Genomic DNA, 20457 nt, shown 5'->3' on the forward strand with positions numbered 1-20457 from the left:
GAGGCTATGCTGATGACCCTGCCCTTCACTCTGCCGGACTGGATGCCGGGCTGGCTGTTCCTGGCCCTCGCCGTGCCGGCCTTGCTCTGGTTCCTGGCCTTCCTGATGGTGCCCTTCAATGTCTTCGGCCTGAAAGCCCGGCTGGAGACGATCGAGGGTGAGCTGGAGGATATGCGCGAGGAGCTGCGGGTGATGCAGATGCGCGCCAGCGGTGTGATCCAGACGCCGGTCCGCGCCATGGACAGCTATGACGACACCCCCAATTTCGCCCAGTTGAAACGCGCCCGCCAGGCGCCCGTAGAGGAGCCCCAAGCCCCCTCGCGCGCGCCCATTCCCCATAGCCGTGGCTTCGCGGACCGGGATTTTTCCGCCACCCGCGAGCCACGCCCCGCCGCCCCGCAGCGGCCACGGCGCAGCGAGCCGAGGCTGGATTAAGAAAAAACCCTGCTTTCCCACTGAGAAAGCAGGGTTTTTTCTTTGCAGCTTTTTGGCAGCTTTTTGAAAAAAGCTGCCCCTCCGGCGGCCTTCCACCGTTGCTTTGCAACGGCGGAACCTTCGCCGCCTCCGCCCAAAACTTTTGCGACCTTCAGTTCTGGGCGTTTTGAGGCCTTCGCCTCTGCGGCTAAGGCGCGGAATGCTTTGACTCAGGGCGATGTGGTATGAAAATACCACACACAAAACCCTTGACCTTTGAGACGCGCTTGCTCATAAGCCCGCCACTATTCTTTGGGTGAGCATATGAAAACGACGATTTCCATCAAGCCCGCGGATGTCAAGAAGGACTGGATCCTCATTGACGCCGAAGGTCTGATCCTCGGCCGCCTCGCGGCCATCGTTGCCACGCGCCTGCGCGGCAAGCACAAAGCCACCTTCACCCCGCATGTCGATTGCGGCGATAACATCGTCATCGTCAACGCGGAGAAGGTGAAGCTGACCGGCAAGAAGCTGGAAGACAGCATCTTCTACTACCACACCGGCTATGCTGGCGGCATCAAGGAGCGTTCCATCAAGGACCGCCTGGCCGGCAAGAACCCTGAGTCCGTGGTCGAGAAGGCGGTTGAGCGCATGATCACCCGTGGCCCGCTGCAGCGCCAGCAGATGAAGAACCTGTATGTCTATGCTGGTCCTGAGCACCCGCATGGCGCCCAGCAGCCGAAGGCGCTCGATGTCGGCGCGCTGAACTCCAAGAACAAGAGGGCTTGATTCCAATGTCCGAAACCAATGCTTTCGCCGGTCTGAAGGACCTCCAGGCCACCGCCGGCGCCGCCGCCCCGGACGCCCAGCCCCAGAAGCGTGAACCGAAGAAGGACGCGCAGGGCCGCTCCTACGCCACCGGCCGCCGCAAGAACGCCATCGCCCGCGTCTGGGTGAAGCCCGGCAAGGGCGAGATCATCGTGAACGGCAAGACCGCCCCGGTCTATTTCGCCCGCCCGGTGCTGCGCATGCTGATCACCCAGCCCTTCCTGGTGGCTGACCGCTACAACCAGTTCGACGTGTATTGCACCGTCACCGGTGGCGGCCTCTCCGGCCAGGCCGGCGCCGTGCGCCACGGCATCTCCCGCGCGCTGACCTTGTTCGAGCCGGATCTGCGCCCGATCCTGAAGGCCGCCGGCTTCCTGACCCGCGATAGCCGCATGGTCGAGCGTAAGAAGTACGGCAAGCCGAAGGCCCGCCGCTCCTTCCAGTTCTCCAAGCGCTAAGTCTTAGGCTTCAATTTATTCAATTAAAACAGGGGCTTGACGTAGATCAGGTCCCTGTTTTTACATTCACAGACGCTTTACAGACCCTTGTTTCCAACGCTGTTTCCAGTTAGCGTTTTGCACAGAACTTTCACAGAAATTGTGGAGTTTGGATCATGGTCGAGAGCTTCTACCAGCAAGCCCACCGCCTCCGAGACGGGGCCGTCATGGTGTACCGGCGAGGCGACACCAACCAGCAGGTCTATCAGGCCCGCTTAAAAATCCCCGGCGTCACCGGCTACATAATCCGGTCCCTCAAGACCCGCGACCTTCCCACCGCCCTCAACTTGGCTGAGGACCTGTTCTACGAACTCCGGGCCGAGCAGAAGCTCGGCGTGGATGTGAGAATCGCCGGGAACCTCAAATTCAAGGACCTATGGAAGCGCTTTTACAGCGCTCACGAAACTGGCCTGTCGGTCCACCGCCAGAGGCTGCACAAGTTCATGTCGGAGAAATATTTTATCCCTTTCTTCGGGGACGCCCGCGTGAACGACATGCCGGATGCCTTCGTCGAGCAATATTGGGATTGGCGCATCAACTACCACAACCCTGAGAAATGGGAGGATGACGAAGACATTCCGGCCAATGCCGCCCGCGTGCCCGCGCAAAAGACACTGGATATGGAGGCCGGCATGCTCCGGCAGATATTCCGCTGGGGCAAGCGCATCGGCTTCGTCAAACGCGAACCATGGATCAAGGCCACCAAGGTTAAGCACACCAAGGGCGTGGAGCGCAGGCCATCCTTCGATGAAGCTGAGTGGAAACAGATCTATACCTACCTGCGTGAGTGGGTGAAAGAGGGGCTGGTTTTAACCCCGGAAGAGCGGGGCGGCCGGCTGCACCGCTCCGGACCGAATGCAATGCATCGCTATCAGCGCGAGCTTCTGCGCAACTACCTTCTCTTCATGGCCAATTCCGGCCTTCGGCCCAACGAAGCCCGGCAGCTCTGCTGGCAGGACCTGCGGATAGAAAAGGACGCCGAGAACAAACCCGCACTCGTTGTGGAGGTCGCACCCACGACCAAAACCGGCGCACGCACCGTTGTCTGCCGCGAAGGCACGCAAGCCTATCTGGACCGGCTCAAACAACTCTCGCGACACGTCGAACCTGGCGATCTGGTGTTCTGCGGCTATGACGGCAAGCCGGTGGAAAACTTCAACAAGACGTTCGCCAGCATCCTCTCGCGATTGAAGCTGCTCGACGACCGCTGGGGCAAGCGGCGGACGGTTTACAGCCTGCGGCATTTTTATTGCACCCTGTCCTATAAGCAACCCCAGGCACCGCATTGATGTCCTCGCCTATGGTTGTCAAAGCATTCAGAAGATCAGAAAAGCTCTTGTCAGTCTCATTAATGACTACAATGTCGAACGGAGAATCTGAGAGGGCATTTCTCCAATCACCACTTGAATGTGCGCCGCCCGTTATTAAAACAAAACTGTCTGAGATACCCTTTAGAAAATCCGATAGATAGCGAGCGTTTCCCCATTGGACAGTGTAGTTGCATTGTACCCCGATGATATCGGGGTCGAATTCTACGACGATATCTTTGATTTGTTGGTAGGTAAGGCCATACCGAATCAAACGCCCGCTATCGACGGGAATATCATCATATTCTTGTTCCCAGCCAGCGAATGGGCAATCTATAATTCTAACCTCGTATCCATTTCGTCTGGCGGCAGTAGCGATACGAAGAAGGCCAATCGGAGTTCCGGCGCGCTTCATCACCTCGAAATGCCCGATTCCGATATTTTGAAACGCGCTCCCCTGCGGAGCGGGTTCGATCAATCGCGTGTAAGGTGGAACAAGAAGAAGCACACGGGGTTTTTCACCGGCCGCGCGGCGTCTTGCCCCTGCTGTACTAAAGGTTTGAGACGGCCGTCCTATATATCGAAGAGGGGGGCGCGTTGGCGCGACTGTAAACTCTGGCGTGTGTATAGTTTCTGCTGATAAATCCATCGTCATGGGGCACACTCCCGGCTATTGCGGTTCAAACGGATCGTGTTCAAACGGAAAGAGGCCAACGCAGAACCAGCAACGATCAATGTCGCAGCACCAAGAAGACTCCATTGTGCTGGCACAAAGCCAAAGAGGATTAGGAGGAGGGTTGAAAGCAGCGGGGCCATATAGGACACTGCCCCAAGTAGGGAGACGCGGCCGTGTTTAGTAGCGTGATCCCAGGCAAAGAAGGCTAAACCTACAGGACCGACTCCAAGAAGGAGGATAGCGCCCCACTGAATAAAAGTTGGCCAAAGCGTAGGCTCGATCCAAAAATGGATGCAGGCGCCAGCTAGAGCAACGAGGCCGCATACGCCTCCAATGAGATCGCTCGGCACGCTGCGAAAGCGCCGGTTGGCAACAGAGTATATTGACCATACAAGCGCACAGCCGGCGGCTGCTAAATATCCAATAAGCGTTCCTTCGGAACTGCTCGGAGAAGAATTGCCAAGAAAAATTACAAGCGCGGTTCCAAGAAAGCCCAGGATGGCCCCCAGAAGGTGCCGCAATTGAAGTCCGTTGTGAGTGGTGAATGCGGAGAGCAGAACTATGAGCAATGGCCATAGATAGGCAATCAGGCTGGCTTGTGCGGCGGGAGCTGAACTGAGAGCGAAGAAGTAAAGGGCGTGATATGCGAAGATACCGACGAAACTATAAATCCAAGCTGATATTGGTTGCCGCAGGGATATGAGGCCAGCTTTTCCTTTTCGTAGGATAAATGTCGCGCTTGCTATGAATGCAATGGAAAAGGTAAGCGCGAGCAGTTCAAAGGGAGGAATCCCACCGGCGAACTTGGTGAGAAGGGCCAGCGCAGACCATAAACCGATTGCCAAAAAACCAATGGCCGTGGCGCGCCCAGGATGGTGGGACGCCGTTGGGGTATGTGCATCGACGCTGGCGAGTTTCTTCATTGGAAGCGCACTAGTTGAGATTTGAACCCAACAACTATGGCGCTATGGTTGTTCTATCTTTGGCTAGATCTGCATTTTTTTATACAAAAACGGTAAAAGTCGGGAAGAGTGTTGTTACGACAAACTCTCAGATTTACCCTTTTGAATTTTCTTCCGATAGGCAGAAGGTGTTATGTTATAGGTTTGCCGTAGGAAGCGTGTAAGAGCGCTTTGGTCAGCATAGCCAGATAGGATTGCAATATCCGAAATCGCTTTCGATGTACGAGCTAGTAGAGATAGGGCGTACTGGGCTCTCCGATGCATCAGATAGGCATGAGGTGTGGTTTTCAACTCAACGAGGAACAGAGCATGGAGGCGTCTTTCACTGACACCGACTTCACGGGCAATAGTTGAAATTGTTATGGAATTAGAGAAATGTTTTTCAATATAGCGGCACGCATTCGATATGTGGCGAGATCGCAGACCTATTGTATCTGAAGCGGATTGAAAAGCGGCTTCCATAAACAAATTGGCCCACGCTTCGGAAATTTCTGAGGCGTCGGTATTATCCTTCAATGATCCGGCATATCCAATTAGATGTTGGAGTGGAGCAGTTAAAGGAAAAAATTTTTGGCTTGAGAAATAGTCCAAAACGTTATGACCATTTCTTACAGATTGAATATAGTCGTTTGGGATATCGAGAACGATAAAAGCATTTTCTTCCTTACTTGCAAAAGTATGCCTTTCGCCGCTCGGAACAAAGGCGGCATGCTGGGTATCAACAAAGCCGCCAGAGCCAGAAATCTCGATTTCCATCCTGCCCCGCCGAGGGAGAACAACCTGATGGAAGGTATGCTTATGCAGAGTTGGCGTGAGAGGATATGAACGTTGTTCGAGTTTCGGAACAATGAACTTTTTCTGATAGCTTTTTGGTTCGCTCATATTTTTCAACGCAGGAAGGGGCAGAATGGTGAAAGCATAAAAAGCCACCGGTCAGCCTAGTGCCCAGGACCGAAGGCGAATCTGCCAGAACCGGAGGTTGTCATCAAGAAGGGGGCGCCGCACGATCTGTTAAAAATTGTACGCTAAGCCATAAATATTTGATCTAATTCGGATTTCATAAACGTTCGTTTGTAAAATCAACCAAACCGGCTTCGGCAGCGCCTGCTGCTCGGCTATGCCTGCGTCTCGAAGGGGGACGACCGGAAAAACGCCATGCAGATCAAGGCCCTCAAGGCCGCCGGTTGCAGGCTTCTCTTCGAGGAAACCACATCCGGCGGCCGATGGGAGCGGCCGGGATCGCTTTTGCCGCGATCTTCGGCGGGATGTGCGCCAGCTTGCCAAAATTCCAACCTGCATCGGCATCGGGCCGACCAAGACCCTCGCCAAGCTGGCTAACCGCATCGCCAAGAACACCCCGGCCTTGGGCGGGGTGTGCGATTTGCAGTGCCCGGCCGATCGGGCAGCTTACTTCACGATGCTGCCCGTGGCGGATGTCTGGGGCATCGGCAGTAGGGCCGCCGCGAAGCTGGCGGTTGCGGGGATCGAGACGATCGCGGATTTCGTCAGCCATGACCCCCAGGCGGTGCGCGAGATGCTGATCGTGACCGGGGCGCGCGTCCATGCCGAGTTGCGCGGTGTTTCGTGCCTCCCTTTGTCCCTCATGGCGCCGACGCGGCAGGGCATTGCCGTGACGCGAACCTTTGGCAGCCTCATTGAGACATGGCAGGGGCTTCGCGAGGCGTTGACGAGTTACACGGCCCGCGCGGCCGAAAAGCTGCGTGCCGAGGGGCTTGAGGCTGGGCAGATCGCCGTTTTCGTGCATACCAATCCGCATAACGGCGACCCTTGGTACTCCGCGCAGCGGGCGGCCGAGATCGAACCGACCGCCGACACGGGCGCGCTGATCGGCGAGGCCGTGTGCTTGTTGCGTGCGGCCTGGCGGCCTGGTTTCCGCTAGTTCAAGGCCGGGGTGATGCTGAACGAGTTGAAGTTTTGTTAAGTTCATCGGCTTAGACCTGTTTCCGTAAACCGAATCGCGGCCGGGAACTCGACCATGAAAGGCGTCATTTTCAATCTGCTGGAAGCTTCGGTCACCGAAGCCCATGGCGCCGCCCTTTGGGATGATCTGATCGACGCCGCAGGCGCGCGCGGCGTTTATACCTCGCTCGGCAGCTACCCCGATTCCGAGCTGGAGGCTCTGGTGGCAGCGGCGGCGCGACGGCTGGGGGTGGACCCGGATAAGGTGTTGCGCTGGTTCGGCCAGACCGCACCGCCGCGGATGGCGGTGCTCTGCCCGGATTTCTTTACCAATTCCCCCAATCTGCGGAGCTTCGTGCTCAATCTCAACCCCATCATCCATGCCGAGGTACACAAGCTCTATCCCGGCGCGACCTGCCCGCATTTCGATTTCGCCGCGGCCCCGAGCGGCGCCCCTGAGATGGTCTATCGCAGCCCGCGGCGCATGTGCGCGCTGATCGAAGGCTTCATCGGCGGCGCGGCGCTGCATTACGGCGAAACGGCGGCGCTGACGCATGTCGCCTGCGTGCATCACGGCGCACCGGCCTGCATCTTCCATCTCACCACCGGCGCCCTCCAGGGTGCTGCGGACGTGGCGGCCTGAATGGACCAGACTGATGCCATCTCACGTCTCGAACGTCGCCTGGAGAGAGAGCGTCAGGCCCGCACCCAGGCCGAGGCGATCGCCGAACAGGGACTGCTCGACCTCTACCGCAACCAGCGTCAGGCGGAGCTGCTGGAACGCGTCGCCTCCGCCGCGATCGAGGGGCACGCGCTGGAGATGGTGCTCACCATCGCGCTCTCGGGCATATGCGAGCTCTGCAACTGGCCGCTCGGCCATATGTTCCTGGTCGATCACGGGGCGTTGCAGACCTCAGGAATATGGTGCGGCGGCGACAAAGCCGCGCTGAAGGCGATGCGCGCCACCACCCCGCAACTGGACGCCATCGCGCCGACGCATCTGCCCGGCCGCGTGCTCGCCCACGCCCGCCCCGCCTGGATCGAAGATCTGCAGACGGATCAGGATTTTGTCCGCCAGCAAGCCGCCCGCGCCCACGGGCTGCACGGCGCGGCTGCGTTTCCGCAGCTGCTGCGCGGGCGCGTCGTCGGGGTTGCGGAATTCTTCGCCTATGAGGGGTTGGCCCCGGATGAAGCGAAAACCGGGCTGATCACCAGCATCCTGCAGAAAATCGTCGTGGTGGTGGAGCGCCAGCAGGTGGAGGCACGGCTGAGGGCGGGAAAGGCGCAGCTCGACACAGCTTTGGCCAATATGTCGCACGGTCTGTGCATGTACGATGCCACGCGCCGGCTGCGCCTTTTCAATCGCCGGTTCGCGGATATTTACGGGCTGGCGGCGCTGCACACCCAGCAGACGCTTGAGGAAGTGCTGCTGGCGCAAATCCAGGCCGGTACCGCGCCTCATGATATCGCCCGCTTCCAACGCGAGCGGCTGGAGATCGGCGCCGTGCCGGCGCCGGCTTACATTGTCGAGGCCCTGAGCGATGGGCGCGTGATCGGCATCTCCAGCCAGCCTATGCAGGATGGCGGCTGGATGGAAACGCATGAGGACATCACCGAACATCGCCGTACCCAGGACCGGCTGATCCGCATGGCGCATTATGACGGTCTGACCGACCTGCCCAATCGCCTGCTGTTCCATGACCGGCTGAGCCACGCTCTGGCCCAGGCCAGCCGCCATGGCGGCGATGTGGCGCTGCTCTGCCTGGATCTCGACCGCTTCAAGGAGGTGAATGACACGCTGGGCCATAAGGTCGGCGATGATCTGCTGTGCAATGTCGCCGCACGGCTGCGGGCCTGTGTGCGCAAGAGCGACACCATCGCCCGGCTGGGCGGCGACGAGTTCGCCATCATCCAGGCCGGCATGCCCGAGCCTTCCGCGGCGATGACCCTGGCCACCAGGTTGCTGCAGGAACTGTCGATGCCTTACGATCTGCATGGGCATCGCGTTGTCATGGTCTCGGCCAGCATCGGCATCGCGCTCTCCCCGCGCGACGGCCAGGATGCGGACACATTGCTGCGCGCCGCCGACCTTGCGATGTACGAGGCAAAAACTGCCGGGTGAAGCGTCCCGGGTTTTCCGGAGGCGGTTTCATTTGAGTCATGCGACCATATCGAGGGTCTCGTTGGCTGCATAGTAGTTGGCCTCGGCTTCGGCGGGCGGGATGTGCCCGATGGGGCCGAACAGGCGGTGGTGATTGAACCAATCGACCCAGCGCAGCGTTGCCATTTCCACTGCCGACACGCTGGGCCATGATCGCTGCCGCCAGATGACCTCACACCATCCCCTGAGACGCCGTGCACAAGGGCCTCGAGGTCGCTGACATCTTTCGCGCTGAAGGTCCCGGATACCGCGCCGCCCAGGTCGGGCATCTGAGCCGGGAAGCCAGCTCTCTGCGGGCCGTCGCAATCCATCATCGCAAGTGTAGATTAACGGGCGCAGCAATATTTCAGAACGACGTTCTGTTTTAATTTGCAACGCCATTCCGTTTTTGCTTAACTAGACCTGAGGCGGCAGGGCGCGTGTTGTTTGGCGCGCGCCGGTCTCAAAAAAGATATGGGAGGTCTTGCCGGTGAAGGTTGTTTGTAAACGCGACATCAGAATTCCGTTCGCGGCGGCGCGATGCGCATGAGATCCGTGCTTGTAACCGGGCCGGCCCTGAACGAAGCCGCGATGGCACTGGCCGCCCGCCATGGTGTGCGGGTGATAACCATGACGCCCTATGCCGCCCCTGATGAAGCCGCGGCCCTCCTGGCGGCGGAGCAGGCCGATGCCGTGATCGTGCGCATGGGCCGCCTGACCGACGCGGCGATCGCCGCGTCGTCGCGGTTAAAGATCATCGTGAAGCACGGGGTTGGCGTCGATACAATTGATGTTGACGCCGCCACGAAGCGGCAAATTCCCGTGCTGACCGCCGTTGGCGCGAACGCACAATCAGTTGCCGAGCACGCGCTTGCGCTGATGTTCGGTGTCTCACGATCGATCCCCTATTTGGATGGCCGCATCCGCCAGGGCCATTGGGATAAGGCGACAAGTACCGGCACCGAGTTGTTTGGTAAAACGCTCGGTATTGTCGGGCTGGGAATGATTGGTCGCATCCTGCTATCCTTGGTGCAGCCTCTGCGCATGAGGCTGCTTGCCTTCGACCCAAAAATCTCCGCGGACATGAGGGAGAAACTCGATATACCGGGCTTGACGCTCGTGGACGAGCTGGACGCGCTGCTGCGACAGAGCGATTATGTGAGCCTGCATTGCCCGCTGACGCCCTTGACCCGAGGCATGATCGGCCCCTCTCAGCTGGCGCTGATGAAGCGGGACGCATTCTTGATCAATACCGCGCGCGGGGAGTTGGTTGACATGGCGGCGCTGGCCAATGCGCTCGCGGAAGGAAAAATTGCCGGCGCTGGCCTCGATACATTTTCGACTGAACCTCCGCCGGCCGATAGCGATCTATGGCCGCTGCATAACCTCGTGGTCACGCCGCATGTGGGGGCCAATACGCATGCCGCCGCCGCCCGTGTGGGCTTGATGGCCATGCAGCACGTTCTGGATGCGTTGGATGGGAAAACCATCGATCCCCGCTTTGCTGTCAATCCCTCCGTGCTCGACGCCGGAGCCGTCGCCACCACCTAGAACATAAAGCTTTTCGCTTGATGTTTCAGGTTTTGTTTTAGCGAACCGTTTCACGTGTTTATCTTGATGCTGGGCATCAAGATAAACATATGTTGCTTTAAAAAGAGCATGTCATCACCAGGATGCCTTGCAAAAACCCTATTCGGGAGACGTTCATATGAAAACAAAAATATCCGCCGCCCTGGCAGGATCTGGGGGGAACGAAAACAACCAGAATGGCCGTGCCGGGCGAGATGACGCATCAGCGAGCATCGCGGCGCGGCTTGATCGTTTGCCGGCGTCGCGAACAATCTGGATCATGGTGTGTCTCATCGCCCTGGGCGGCTGGTTTGAATTTTATGACGTGTTTTTCATCGGATATGTCGCGCCGGGGATGATCAAGTCTGGCTTGTTCAAGCCGGAATCGCTTGGCATATTATCACATCTGAGCGTGCTTTCCTTCTCTGGTTTCGGCACGTTTGTGTTCGCGACCTTCGCCGGGTTGTGGGTCGGCACGCTGATGGTCAGTCAGCTACTTGACCGCTTTGGCCGCCGCGCCGTCTTCACCTGGGCGCTCCTCGGGTATCTCGGCTGCAATGCTGTGATGGCGTTCCAACAGAGCGGCTTCGCGCTTGATGTCTGGCGTTTTCTTGGCGGCATCGGCATCGGTATCGAATTCACCACGATCGACACGTATCTCGCGGAATTGATGCCCCGCCATATCCGTGGCCGCGCCTTTGCCGTTCAGCAGATGGTGTCGTTTTGCGCGGTGCCTTTTGTCGCGCTGTTGTCCTGGCGCCTGGTACCGCTGTCACCCTTTGGGTTCGATGGCTGGCGCTGGGTTGTTTTGATTGGTACCGCTGGCGCGGTTGTCGTATGGTTCATGCGCCTGGGTTTGCCTGAGAGCCCCCGCTGGCTCGCAAAACATGGACGCCTCGCCGAGGCGGATCAGATCGTGAGCCGCCTTGAGCGCCGCGTTATGGCCGAAACGGGCCGCGCCCTGCCGCCGCCTTCCGCCGCATTGCAGGACGATAGCGGTAAGGGCGATTATGTCGAGATGTTCCGCAAGCCTTATCTGCGCCGGATCATTATGCTGTCACTGTTCAATTTCGCCGGCGCATTCAGCTATTACGGCTTCGCGGCCTGGGTCCCGACGCTGCTTGCGCATCGTGGCATCACCGTCACGCATAGCCTTGAATACGCCTTCATCATCGCCATCGCCAATCCGTTCGGGCCGTTGTTCGGGCTCTTATTCGCCGAACGCTTCGAGCGCAAATGGATCATGTGCGCCGGCTTGGCCGCGATGATGACCTTCATGTTGCTGTTCGCGCAACTTTCCTCTGGCGCCGCGTTGATCGCTTGCGGGGTGCTGTTCACGCTTGCCGCGAATATCCAGGCCTTTGCCAGCCACAGCTATCAGTCGGAGATATTCCCGACGCGGTTCAGAATGCGCGCCGTTGGCTTCGTCTGGTCCTGGCTGCGGCTTTCCTCGGCCTTCTCCGGCTTGATTGTTGGGTATCTTCTAAGCTCTGGCGGGGTCTTGTCAGTCGCCGTGCTGATCGGCGCGACGACCTTGCTGCAAATCCTGCTGATCGCCATTTTGGGGCCGAGATCGACGGGGCTGGCCCTCGAAGAGATCAGCCACTGACCGGTGAGCCAAAGCATGAATGCGCAGGGTGAGACAAGGTTGCTCTGGTCGGGTACGGTGCGCGGACCGGCCCTATCCGTACCGGCCGGGGCGACCGATTGTCATCATCATATCTACCAGTCTCGCTATCCCGCGGATCCAGTGGCAAGCCTGTCGCATGCGGATGCGAGCCTGGAAGATTATAGGCGGTTGGCAAATTGCCTTGGAATCACGCGGCATGTCATTGTCCAGCCCTCTCTCTATGGCACGGATAATCGTTGTATGATGGAGGCGCTCGGCCTTGCCGGGACATGCGCCAGGGGGGTTGCCGTGATCGATGGTTCCCTCCCGCGGCGTGCGCTCATCGAGATGCACGCGCGCGGCGTGCGCGGCATCCGGATCAATGCGCGCCTGCCGGGACATGTCGGGCTGGCAAGCTTGCAGGAGCTTGCCGGGATAATCGCGGAATTCGGCTGGCATGTTCAACTCGCCCTGTCGCCCGACCAGCTGGTCGAGATCGCGCCGCTTTGCGGGCGCCTTCCGTGCCAGCTTGTATTCGATCACATGGCCTATCTCCACGCGCATGGCGGTGCCGGACATAAGGGATTTGGGGTGCTCGTCGACCTCATGCAAGCTGAGAAAGCCTGGGTGAAATTATCCGGCCCGTATATCGGGCGGCCCTTTGCCGGGCCGGCCTACGAGGATGCGGTGACATTCGGGGCGATGCTCGCGCGCGCGGCGCCAGACCGGCTGCTCTGGGGAACGGACTGGCCCCATCCCACGGTTCAGTCTCCCAAGCCGGATGATGCGGCATGGCTGGACCGGCTGGCCGAGATCGTGCCGCACGACCGGGATCGATATCGGATTCTCGTGGAAAACCCCGCAAAAATTTACGATTTTTCGAATTCCTGAAAACCAGAATATATCGAGGTAGGCAATATGGAAACGTCTCAAATCGGTCAACGTCATGGCGAGGCTTCGGCCGTAAACGCCTTATCCGCCATAAGTCTCGATCCATGGCGGGTATCCTTGGCGGCCGCTATAGGATCCTTCCTGGAGTATTACGATTTCGGTGTGTACGGGGTCCTGGCGATCTCCCTGGCGCCTTTATTTTTTCCGGCGGGGGACGCCACGGCGTCTCTGCTTTCGGCATTGCTGGTTTATGCATTCGCTTTCGTGGTCAGACCTATCGGGGCTGTTTTCTTCGGTTGGCTGGGCGACCGCCACGGCCGCAAGAATGCGCTGATTGCCACGATCATCGGCATGGGCCTGACCAGCGCGCTCGTCGGCGCGCTTCCGACCCATGCGCGTATCGGTGCGCTGGCGCCGGCGCTTCTGGTGCTGCTCAGAATCGCCCAGGGCTTCTTCGCTGGCGGCGAGGTGAGCGGTGCCGCGACGTATGTTGCGGAATGCGCCCCTGAAGGCCGGCGCGGCTTTTTCGGCTCCATCAATGTCGCGGGTGTTGTCGCCGGCGGCGCCGGCGCGGCGATCACCGCCGCGATCGTGCGGACGATGGTTTCGCACGCCGCTTTGCTGAGCTGGGGCTGGCGTATTCCTTTTTTCCTGTCCCTGCCCTTGCTGTTGGTCGGTCTCTACGCGCGGCTTCGCCTGGCGGATTCACCGCATTTCCTCGAGGTGGCTGAACGGCACGAGACCGCGAAAGCGCCCTTGCGCACGGTGCTGACGCAACATCTTGCCGGCCTCCTGCAGACGATGGGGCTGGCATTTGGCATGACCCTGACGGGTCTATTCTCCAGCGTATATTTGTTCATTTATCTCGTCCATGTCGTGAAATTGCCCCTGGCCTGGGCGTCGTGGGTCTTCGCGATCGTCGAGATTGTCGCGGTATGCCTGATTCCGCTTATGGGATCGCTCTCGGATCGCATCGGCCGCAAGCCGCCTGTGGTGCTGGGGTTTCTGGGCTATCTCGTCATCACACCTCTGAGCATGATCTTGATGCACGACCAAAATCTCGCTCTGGATGCGTTCATGCTGCTATTGCTGGCGGTTCCGCATGCCGCGGTCCAAGGCGCGGCCTACCCGATTTATCCGGAGCTTTTTCCCACCCGCGTGCGCTATACCGGCATGGCCACCGGCTTCAATGTCGCCATCGTGCTGGGCGGAGGCTTGGCGCCTTACATCTCCACGCAGCTCGCCGCCCTTACCGGGGCGTCCTGGGCGCCCAGCCTCTACGTCATGTTCGGTTCGGTCGTGGCGCTCGTCACCCTGGCCACAATCCGCGATATGCGCCTTGCGCCGCTCGCGGACTGAGGCATCGGGCAATTTTCAATAATTTTTAGCAAAGGAGACACGCCGTGCCGATAGGTTTTCGGATTTGTGAACGTACTCGCAAGGTTGATGCGCAGACGGTCGAGGGCTTTCGCGCCCTGCCCGTCGCCAATGTCAGCGACGCGATGAGCCGCATGGCGGCTGGCGGATCGCGGCTTCGCCCGCTTCATGCCGGCGGCGTGCTGGCCGGGCCGGCGATAACAGTGAAGGCCCGGCCTGGCGATAATCTGATGCTGCACAAGGCGCTCGACATCGCGGATCCAGGCGATGTCGTGGTGGTGGATGCCGGCGGCGACCTGACCAACGCGTTGATCGGGGAGTTGATGATCGCGCATGCGCAAATGCGTGGCCTCGCGGGCATCGTGATCAACGGCGCGGTCCGGGATCTGGCGGCGATCCGGGCAGGTAACTTCCCGATTTTTGCCGCTGGTGTCACCCATCGCGGGCCGTACAAGGACGGTCCCGGCGAGATCAATGTAAATATCGCGATCGACGGCATGGTGATCGCGCCGGGCGACCTGATTCTGGGCGATGATGACGGGCTCGTTGTCGTCCCGTTCGAGGAGACGGACGCGGTTTTTGCCGCGGCTAGCGCGAAGCACAAGGCGGAGACCGCGCAAATGGCGCAGATCCGCGGCGGCGGACAGGATCGAAGCTGGGTCGATGCAACGCTCAAGCGCTTGGGTTGTGTCCTGTGACGGACCGGCCGCCGTCCGCGTCCTCCCCGCATATTCCGATCCGGCCGGAATGGCTGGAGTTGCGCGACGAATCCCCGCTGCCTTTGGAGGCGCCGATCATCGACGCGCATCATCATTTGTGGGACCGCCCGGGGTCTCGCTACCTCGAAGCGGAATTGCGGGACGATATCGCGCAGGCAGGCGGCGTCGCGGCGACGATCTACGTCCAATGCCGGTCTTTTTACGCCGCCGACGGGCCGGAGGCGTTCCGGCCCGTCGCGGAGGTCGCGTTTGCCGCGCAACTGGCGGTGCAGGCGCAAGCCGCGGGCGGCCCGCGCCTATGTGCCGCCATCGTCGGTGGGGCAGAGCTATGCCTGGGGGATAAGGTGGCGCCCGTTCTCGAGGCCATGCAACAGGCCGGAGAGGGTCGGTTTCGCGGCATCCGCAATCCGCTCGCCTGGCACCCGGACCCGGCGATCCGCTCCAGCCCGATCCTGCCCCCGCCCGGGTTAATGGCGGAGCAGCGGTTTCGTGAGGGTGTTGCATGGCTTGGTCGCCTTGGTCTCACCCTCGATATCTGGGCCTATCAGACGCAGCTGGCCGAGGTTTTTGCGCTGGCCGCCGCCTTTCCGAATGTTTCGATCGTGCTCGATCATCTCGGCGGCAGGTTGGGCGAGGCACAGGACCAAAGCTGGCGGACGGACCTGCTGGCGCTTTCGCGCTTGCCAAATACCTATCTCAAACTCGGCGGCCTGGGCATGCCCGTGGCGGGGTACCAGTTTCATGAGGCGCCGGTGCCGCCATCCTCGCGGGCGCTGGCTGAGGCGTGGCGCGCGCCCATCATGGCGTGCATCGAGATGTTTGGGCCCGATCGCTGCATGTTTGAGAGTAATTTTCCGGTGGATAAAGGGATGTTCGGCTATGTCACACTCTGGAACGCGTTCAACCATCTTACCGAGCGCTTTACCCGATCCGAGCGGAGCGCGTTGTTTGGCGGCACCGCCTCGCGCGTTTACGATCTTGCGCTCTGAACAGGAGAGCGGACTATGAGCTTCTTCCCGCCGCCTTACCGGACCGAAACCACGGTTTTCACCCGTCTTCCCGACCGCTTCCGCGCGTCCAGGCGCACCGCCTGGAGCGATGCGAACCGGATGGGGCAAGAGGTGGATTCCTTCCTTGAAGGCCCGTCCTTCGATCGCGCCGGCTGGCTGTACGTGACCGACATCCCGTTCGGCCGTATTTTTCGTATCTCGCCCGACGGTGAGTGGGAGCTTGTCACCGAATATGACGGCTGGCCCAATGGCCTCAAAATCCACCAGGATGGCAGGTTGTTTGTAACCGACTACAAGCGGGGGCTGGTCGTCGTCGATCCAAAGACCGGCGCGGTCGAACCGCTTCTGGAAACGGTGGGGTCCGAGGGGTTCAAAGGGGTCAATGACCTCGTGTTCGCCGCGAATGGCGATCTATATTTCACGGATCAGGGGCAGACCGGTTTGCAGGACCCCACGGGCAGGGTCTATCGCCTCTCCGCAACCGGGGTGCTGACATGCCTGATCGGGACGATTCCCAGCCCCAACGGTATCGTTATCGGCCCGCATATGGACTATCTGCTCGTCGCCGTGACCCGCGCCAACCAGATTTGGCGTATCCCTCTGCTGGCCAGCGGTCTGGTCGCGAAGGTCGGGATATTTTCGCATCTCCATGGCGGCCCGGGCGGCCCGGATGGTCTGGCGCTCGACGAGGACGGCAACCTGCTGGTCGCCCATACCGGGTTCGGCACGATATGGCGGCTCTCGCCGCGGGCTGAACCGCTGGAGCGTATCGTATCCAGCGCCGGCTATTCCACGACCAATCTGGCGTTCGGCGGCCCGGAGCGTCGCGAGCTGTTCATCACGGAATCGCAGACCGGGACGATCTTGAAGGCAGGGCTTGCGGTGCCGGGCCAGCGCTTATACAGCCATAGCTGATGGTAATTTTCGGGCGACGTTACGAGCCCAAGCGGGCGCCGGAACGGCTGAGCGTCAAGGGCACAGTTGAAGGCGATGGATAAGGATCAAGAGACCACGGCGGTATCTGGCGTTGCCGCGGCGGACAGGGTGCTGACGATACTGACGGCGTTCCAGAAGGGCGACGCTGCGTTGGAGCTGGCCGAGCTGGCCGCGCGTACCGGGCTCGTCAAAAGCACGATCATGCGTTTGGCGGTGTCGCTCGAACGGTTCGGCCTGGTTGTACGGCTGCCAGGTGGTCGTTATCGGTTAGGCGCGGAAGCGCTACGTCTGGGCGCGGTCTACCAGCATTCTTTGGAGATCGAACAATTCGTGATGCCCATCTTGGAACGGCTGGTTGCCGGGATAGGTGAGACGGCCTCTTTCTACGTGCCGCACGGCAAGAGCAGACTCTGTCTCTACCGGGTTGATTCGATGCACAGCCTGCGCATGCATGTGCAGCCCGGCGATATCCGTCCCATGGATCAATCCGCGATCTCCCAGGTGTTGCGCGAATATGCGGCGGGGCCCGGCAGCGCGGCCGATCTGGACCCGCCGGTTTACAGCGGTGGCATTACCGACCCCCATATTGCCTCGCTGGCCATGCCGGTATTCGGGGCGGGGCAGCGCCTTGTCGGCGCGCTCGCGGTATCCGGGCCGATCACGCGGCTGACCGCGGCGCGTGCCGCCGAAGTGCGTGACCAGTTGAGGGATGGCGGGCTGGAGTTGACCATGAGTTTGGGCGGCGACCACCGATAAGCGCGAGCGGCGCTTCTGCCGAGGCTATGAGATCATGGCTCACCCCCAGCTTCTCGGCATATGGGTCCAGATTGCTCGGACGGTCCGGAACCCGAAACTTCGGCTCAATCTGGTCAGATCGAAGATATTTGCGGATCGTGTTCCGCGCCCCCCCCCAAGCCGCCGGGAAATCTCCCGGATCGGCACATGCTCACGCTTATGCCACCGGCGAATAATGCTCAAAAACGCCATGTCCAACACTCCGTTCGCCCCCGCCTCTTCCAGACGGGGAAACAGTCAAACATGGGTCAATTCTCAGTGGAAATCAACATATCATCACCATACAGTGCAAGACGAAGTCTCCAGCGACCAATATTAAGTTTCGCTGCAATCTCATCGATGGTTTCATCCGGGATCGGCTTACCAGGATCTCCATCGTACCATTGGCTCCTGGGTCCGAGCGTCGAAGAGATTAGCAAAGTATTAAGGATGCAAGGTACACCGTCGATCGTACCATCCAAACGAAGCGGGCGGAGAATATCGACCAAAGGTGCCAAATCATTTTCGGAAAAGACGTCGACATTGACATGTATGATCTTTTCGCAGGTCGGCATCAACCAAACACCGAGCTTGGTCACAATCCCAAAATTCGATTGCATGAATAACGTATCTAACGAAGGGCCATAGCTTCGCCGATACAGGTTCCAACTGGCATTATCGGGTTGTGCCCCCATCCCCGTCCGCATGATAGCGCCATCGGCCAGGACAACCTCAAGACCGCATGGGGCCATGAAGTCTTTCCCATACGGAAGATATGTCAACCCACAATCCAGCGAGTTGCCGGTTAGGCTGCCCCAACCAATATCGGGTACAGAGAGCATAAGCTTCGCGCCACGAGATTGAATTTCATCGTAAAGCTGTTGAAAGCTAGAGTCCTCTGCGAATAGCTTGAATCGTATCTCTTTACCGACGCGGGGCTGATGTGATTCACGATTAGGGCTGGTTGAGGAGGCCAGCGCTGATGCCCCGAGCTTATTCTTCTGATCTTCGTGAACGCGTGATTTCGGTTGTGGAGAGCGGTGAGGAGACTTGCCGGTCCGCGGCGCGGCGTTTTGGCGTGAGCGCATCGTCTGCCATCAAATGGGTTCAGCGCCTGCATCGGGTTGGTGACCGACGCAGCGCTGGCACTGGTGGCCACCGGCCCTCGAAGGTGAAGCCTGAGCGCGCCTGGCTTTTGGCGGTCATTGAGGAGCAGGCCGACATCACGCTGGCGGCGTTGAGCGTGCGCCTGTGGGAAGAGCGTGGCGTGCGCGCCGACACCGGCATGTTGTCGCGGTTCTTCCGCGCTGAGGGCATCAGCTTCAAAAAAAACCGTGCTGCCCGCCGAGCAGGACCGGCCTGACATCGCCTTCAAGCGGGCGCGCTGGCGGCGGTATCAGGGAAAAATTGACGCGTCTCGCCTGGTGTTTATCGACGAGACCTGGGCCAAAACCAACATGACCCGCACCCATGGGCGCTGCCGGCGTGGGCAAAAGCTGCACGCCAAGGTGCCGCACGGGCATTGGAAAACCTTGACCTTCATCGCCGCCCTGCGGGCCGACAAGGTTACCGCGCCCTGTGTACTCGATGGACCCATCAACAGCCGCAGCTTCACCGCCTATGTCGAGCAATTTCTGGTGCCGACGCTGCGCCCCGGCGATGTCGTCATCCTCGACAATCTCGGCAGCCACAAGGCCAAGACAGCGCGCGATGCCATAAGAAAAGCCGGCGCCAAACTCTTCTTCCTGCCGCCCTACAGCCCAGACCTCAATCCCATCGAGCAGGTCTTCGCAAAGCTCAAAACCCTACTCAGAAAAGCCGCCGAGAGAACCGTCGAAGCCACATGGCGGCGCATCGGGTCACTGCTCGATCACTTCCCGCCAGAAGAATGCACAAATTACCTCAAACACGCAGGATATGCGTCAATCTAATCACAGAAGATTCTAATGTCATGATCGATAAATATCTATGATTATGCTGAATGGAAAGGGCATGATCAATGGGCAAGGTCGCGGTAGCAGTTGAACTTGATGAGGGGGAGCGCACGGAACTTGAGCGGCTGAAGCGAGGGCGCAAGGTCTGGGCTGGGTTGTCTCGCCGCGCGCGTATTGTTCTTCTGGCTGCCGATGGTTTGCAAAATTGCGAGGTTGATCTCGAAATCGCCATACCGGAGGTAAGAGATCGGGTTGAAGACGAAGATGCGGACCGACGCCCCCTGCTCCAGCAACTCCCGAATTTTGGAATTGCACCGCCAGTTGGTGCGCTGGCTCTTTCCCGGATTCTGATATCCCGCAAACCTGGCCCGGACCGTGCGCGACGTCTTGCCGATGTACTTCACGTCATCGCCGTGGACGAAGGCATACAGGGAGTTCCGCTCGTCCACCAGCAGCCTGTCGGCCTCTGGGCTTGTGCCGTCGAGATGGAAGTCCAGGCCGCCCCCGCGCGCCGCAAGCACCCAGGCGCCGATGTCCCGGAAGCCCAGATTCAGGAGCGTCTCGGCGGTCTGTACCGTCATTTTTGCTTCCTCTTCCTTCCCGCCGGCAGCGAGGGCGGCGCCCCGCCGTCCGGCCCGGGATCGGCGAACAGCACCGCGATTTCCACCCCCAGCGCCGCCGCATCTTCTCGACCGAAAGCACCACGGAAAAAGCCGCCAGACTGGCCGAAGCCAACCCGCGCGGACTGATGCTCCAGCGCGACGAATTGGCGGGCTGGATTGCGGCGATGGACCGCTACAGCGGCGGGGCCGGTGGAGACCGCCCCTTTTGGCTGCAAGCCTATGGTGGCCGCGCCTGGGCGGTGCGGAGTTTCTTTCCACCCTAAGGCGCTAA

At 59.9% G+C, this 20457-nt stretch carries 21 protein-coding genes and 3 pseudogenes; 17 read left to right on the top strand and 7 right to left on the bottom strand.

Annotated features, from left to right (window positions below; all coding sequences use genetic code 11):
- Positions 1-12 precede the first annotated feature (12 nt).
- From ACZ46S_RS05860 to ACZ46S_RS05875, 4 genes are all read left to right on the top strand, one after another.
- Positions 13-435 carry a hypothetical protein gene (locus ACZ46S_RS05860; protein ID WP_295740492.1) on the top strand — a complete coding sequence of 141 codons (423 nt, stop codon included), beginning with the start codon at positions 13-15 and terminating at the stop codon, positions 433-435.
- Between the two features lie 303 nt (positions 436-738).
- Positions 739-1203: a 50S ribosomal protein L13 gene (gene rplM / locus ACZ46S_RS05865; RefSeq protein ID WP_295740490.1), complete on the top strand. Its 465-nt coding sequence runs from the start codon at positions 739-741 to the stop codon at positions 1201-1203.
- Between the two features lie 5 nt (positions 1204-1208).
- Positions 1209-1700, top strand: a complete 492-nt coding sequence (rpsI, locus tag ACZ46S_RS05870) for a 30S ribosomal protein S9 (RefSeq protein ID WP_464063713.1) — start codon at positions 1209-1211, stop codon at positions 1698-1700.
- 155 nt (positions 1701-1855) lie between these two features.
- Positions 1856-3028: a hypothetical protein gene (locus ACZ46S_RS05875; protein WP_464063714.1), complete on the top strand. Its 1173-nt coding sequence runs from the start codon at positions 1856-1858 to the stop codon at positions 3026-3028.
- Positions 3029-3071: 43 nt separating this feature from the next.
- Here ACZ46S_RS05875 and ACZ46S_RS05880 read toward each other — a convergent pair.
- The 3 genes and pseudogenes from ACZ46S_RS05880 to ACZ46S_RS05890 form a co-directional block, all read right to left on the bottom strand.
- Positions 3072-3701, bottom strand: a pseudogene (locus tag ACZ46S_RS05880) (cobalamin B12-binding domain-containing protein); the annotation flags it as partial.
- Positions 3698-4645: an aromatic amino acid exporter YddG gene (gene yddG, locus ACZ46S_RS05885; protein WP_464063715.1), complete on the bottom strand. Its 948-nt coding sequence runs from the start codon at positions 4643-4645 to the stop codon at positions 3698-3700. The gene yddG and the pseudogene ACZ46S_RS05880, both read right to left, overlap by 4 nt.
- A 114-nt stretch (positions 4646-4759) precedes the next feature.
- Positions 4760-5614 carry an AraC family transcriptional regulator gene (locus ACZ46S_RS05890; RefSeq protein ID WP_464063716.1) on the bottom strand — a complete coding sequence of 285 codons (855 nt, stop codon included), beginning with the start codon at positions 5612-5614 and terminating at the stop codon, positions 4760-4762.
- Between the two features lie 187 nt (positions 5615-5801).
- Here ACZ46S_RS05890 and ACZ46S_RS05895 point away from each other — a divergent pair, with 187 nt between their 5' ends.
- From ACZ46S_RS05895 to ACZ46S_RS05905, 3 genes are all read left to right on the top strand, one after another.
- Positions 5802-6584 (top strand): DinB/UmuC family translesion DNA polymerase, encoded by a 783-nt coding sequence (locus ACZ46S_RS05895; RefSeq protein WP_464063717.1) that lies wholly within the window; start codon positions 5802-5804, stop codon positions 6582-6584.
- A gap of 96 nt (positions 6585-6680) precedes the next feature.
- Entirely contained in the window at positions 6681-7247 is a 567-nt protein-coding gene (locus ACZ46S_RS05900; RefSeq protein WP_464063719.1) for a heme NO-binding domain-containing protein, read from the top strand.
- Complete coding sequence (locus ACZ46S_RS05905; protein WP_464063720.1) at positions 7248-8726, top strand: diguanylate cyclase domain-containing protein; 1479 nt, start codon at positions 7248-7250, stop codon at positions 8724-8726.
- Between the two features lie 36 nt (positions 8727-8762).
- Here the strand turns inward: ACZ46S_RS05905 and ACZ46S_RS05910 are convergent.
- Positions 8763-8939 (bottom strand): annotated as a pseudogene (locus ACZ46S_RS05910) (IS3 family transposase); the annotation flags it as partial.
- 351 nt (positions 8940-9290) lie between these two features.
- On the opposite strand from ACZ46S_RS05910, the gene ACZ46S_RS05915 reads away from it, so the two are divergent.
- From ACZ46S_RS05915 to ACZ46S_RS05950, 8 genes are all read left to right on the top strand, one after another.
- Entirely contained in the window at positions 9291-10295 is a 1005-nt protein-coding gene (locus ACZ46S_RS05915) for a hydroxyacid dehydrogenase (protein WP_464063721.1), read from the top strand.
- Between the two features lie 157 nt (positions 10296-10452).
- Entirely contained in the window at positions 10453-11922 is a 1470-nt protein-coding gene (locus ACZ46S_RS05920; protein ID WP_464063723.1) for an MFS transporter, read from the top strand.
- A gap of 15 nt (positions 11923-11937) precedes the next feature.
- Entirely contained in the window at positions 11938-12813 is an 876-nt protein-coding gene (locus ACZ46S_RS05925; RefSeq protein ID WP_464063724.1) for an amidohydrolase family protein, read from the top strand.
- A 117-nt stretch (positions 12814-12930) separates the two neighbouring features.
- Entirely contained in the window at positions 12931-14172 is a 1242-nt protein-coding gene (locus ACZ46S_RS05930) for an MFS transporter (protein WP_464063725.1), read from the top strand.
- 44 nt (positions 14173-14216) lie between these two features.
- Positions 14217-14888 carry an RraA family protein gene (locus ACZ46S_RS05935; protein ID WP_464063726.1) on the top strand — a complete coding sequence of 224 codons (672 nt, stop codon included), beginning with the start codon at positions 14217-14219 and terminating at the stop codon, positions 14886-14888.
- A 59-nt stretch (positions 14889-14947) separates the two neighbouring features.
- The gene (locus ACZ46S_RS05940; RefSeq protein ID WP_464063727.1) at positions 14948-15898 is read left to right on the top strand and encodes an amidohydrolase family protein; all 951 of its coding nucleotides are present in this window, start codon (positions 14948-14950) and stop codon (positions 15896-15898) included.
- A gap of 15 nt (positions 15899-15913) precedes the next feature.
- Positions 15914-16834 (top strand): SMP-30/gluconolactonase/LRE family protein, encoded by a 921-nt coding sequence (locus ACZ46S_RS05945; RefSeq protein ID WP_464063728.1) that lies wholly within the window; start codon positions 15914-15916, stop codon positions 16832-16834.
- 75 nt (positions 16835-16909) lie between these two features.
- Complete coding sequence (locus tag ACZ46S_RS05950) at positions 16910-17611, top strand: IclR family transcriptional regulator (protein ID WP_464063729.1); 702 nt, start codon at positions 16910-16912, stop codon at positions 17609-17611.
- Between the two features lie 46 nt (positions 17612-17657).
- On the opposite strand, the pseudogene ACZ46S_RS05955 reads toward ACZ46S_RS05950, so the two are convergent.
- Positions 17658-17842: pseudogene (locus ACZ46S_RS05955) on the bottom strand (IS21 family transposase); the annotation flags it as partial.
- A gap of 56 nt (positions 17843-17898) precedes the next feature.
- Complete coding sequence (locus ACZ46S_RS05960) at positions 17899-18717, bottom strand: hypothetical protein (protein ID WP_464064329.1); 819 nt, start codon at positions 18715-18717, stop codon at positions 17899-17901.
- On the opposite strand from ACZ46S_RS05960, the gene ACZ46S_RS05965 reads away from it, so the two are divergent.
- A protein-coding gene (locus tag ACZ46S_RS05965; protein ID WP_464063730.1) for an IS630 family transposase occupies positions 18612-19560 on the top strand; the annotation gives its coding sequence in 2 pieces (ribosomal slippage) (positions 18612-18953 and positions 18955-19560; 948 coding nt in all). The genes ACZ46S_RS05960 and ACZ46S_RS05965 overlap by 106 nt on opposite strands.
- A gap of 65 nt (positions 19561-19625) precedes the next feature.
- On the opposite strand, the gene ACZ46S_RS05970 is transcribed toward ACZ46S_RS05965, so the two are convergent.
- Positions 19626-20144 carry a GIY-YIG nuclease family protein gene (locus ACZ46S_RS05970; RefSeq protein ID WP_464063731.1) on the bottom strand — a complete coding sequence of 173 codons (519 nt, stop codon included), beginning with the start codon at positions 20142-20144 and terminating at the stop codon, positions 19626-19628.
- A 2-nt stretch (positions 20145-20146) separates the two neighbouring features.
- Between ACZ46S_RS05970 and ACZ46S_RS05975 the strand changes: the two genes are divergently transcribed.
- Positions 20147-20449, top strand: coding sequence for a DUF3987 domain-containing protein (locus ACZ46S_RS05975; RefSeq protein WP_464063732.1), 303 nt, complete (start codon positions 20147-20149; stop codon positions 20447-20449).
- Positions 20450-20457: the final 8 nt, after the last annotated feature.

It is taken from the genome of Acidocella aluminiidurans, assembly GCF_055383125.1.

Excerpts from the sequence above, each read along its gene's own strand:
- ACZ46S_RS05860 (WP_295740492.1), top strand. The coding sequence starts at position 13 with ATGACCCTGCCCTTCACTCTGCCGGACTGGATGCCGGGCTGGCTGTTC.
- rplM (WP_295740490.1), top strand. The coding sequence starts at position 739 with ATGAAAACGACGATTTCCATCAAGCCCGCGGATGTCAAGAAGGACTGG.
- rpsI (WP_464063713.1), top strand. The coding sequence starts at position 1,209 with ATGTCCGAAACCAATGCTTTCGCCGGTCTGAAGGACCTCCAGGCCACC.
- ACZ46S_RS05875 (WP_464063714.1), top strand. The coding sequence starts at position 1,856 with ATGGTCGAGAGCTTCTACCAGCAAGCCCACCGCCTCCGAGACGGGGCC.
- yddG (WP_464063715.1), bottom strand. The coding sequence starts at position 4,645 with ATGAAGAAACTCGCCAGCGTCGATGCACATACCCCAACGGCGTCCCAC.
- ACZ46S_RS05895 (WP_464063717.1), top strand. The coding sequence starts at position 5,802 with ATGCCTGCGTCTCGAAGGGGGACGACCGGAAAAACGCCATGCAGATCA.
- ACZ46S_RS05900 (WP_464063719.1), top strand. The coding sequence starts at position 6,681 with ATGAAAGGCGTCATTTTCAATCTGCTGGAAGCTTCGGTCACCGAAGCC.
- ACZ46S_RS05905 (WP_464063720.1), top strand. The coding sequence starts at position 7,248 with ATGGACCAGACTGATGCCATCTCACGTCTCGAACGTCGCCTGGAGAGA.
- ACZ46S_RS05915 (WP_464063721.1), top strand. The coding sequence starts at position 9,291 with ATGAGATCCGTGCTTGTAACCGGGCCGGCCCTGAACGAAGCCGCGATG.
- ACZ46S_RS05920 (WP_464063723.1), top strand. The coding sequence starts at position 10,453 with ATGAAAACAAAAATATCCGCCGCCCTGGCAGGATCTGGGGGGAACGAA.
- ACZ46S_RS05925 (WP_464063724.1), top strand. The coding sequence starts at position 11,938 with ATGAATGCGCAGGGTGAGACAAGGTTGCTCTGGTCGGGTACGGTGCGC.
- ACZ46S_RS05945 (WP_464063728.1), top strand. The coding sequence starts at position 15,914 with ATGAGCTTCTTCCCGCCGCCTTACCGGACCGAAACCACGGTTTTCACC.
- ACZ46S_RS05950 (WP_464063729.1), top strand. The coding sequence starts at position 16,910 with ATGGATAAGGATCAAGAGACCACGGCGGTATCTGGCGTTGCCGCGGCG.
- ACZ46S_RS05960 (WP_464064329.1), bottom strand. The coding sequence starts at position 18,717 with ATGCGCTCACGCCAAAACGCCGCGCCGCGGACCGGCAAGTCTCCTCAC.
- ACZ46S_RS05970 (WP_464063731.1), bottom strand. The coding sequence starts at position 20,144 with ATGACGGTACAGACCGCCGAGACGCTCCTGAATCTGGGCTTCCGGGAC.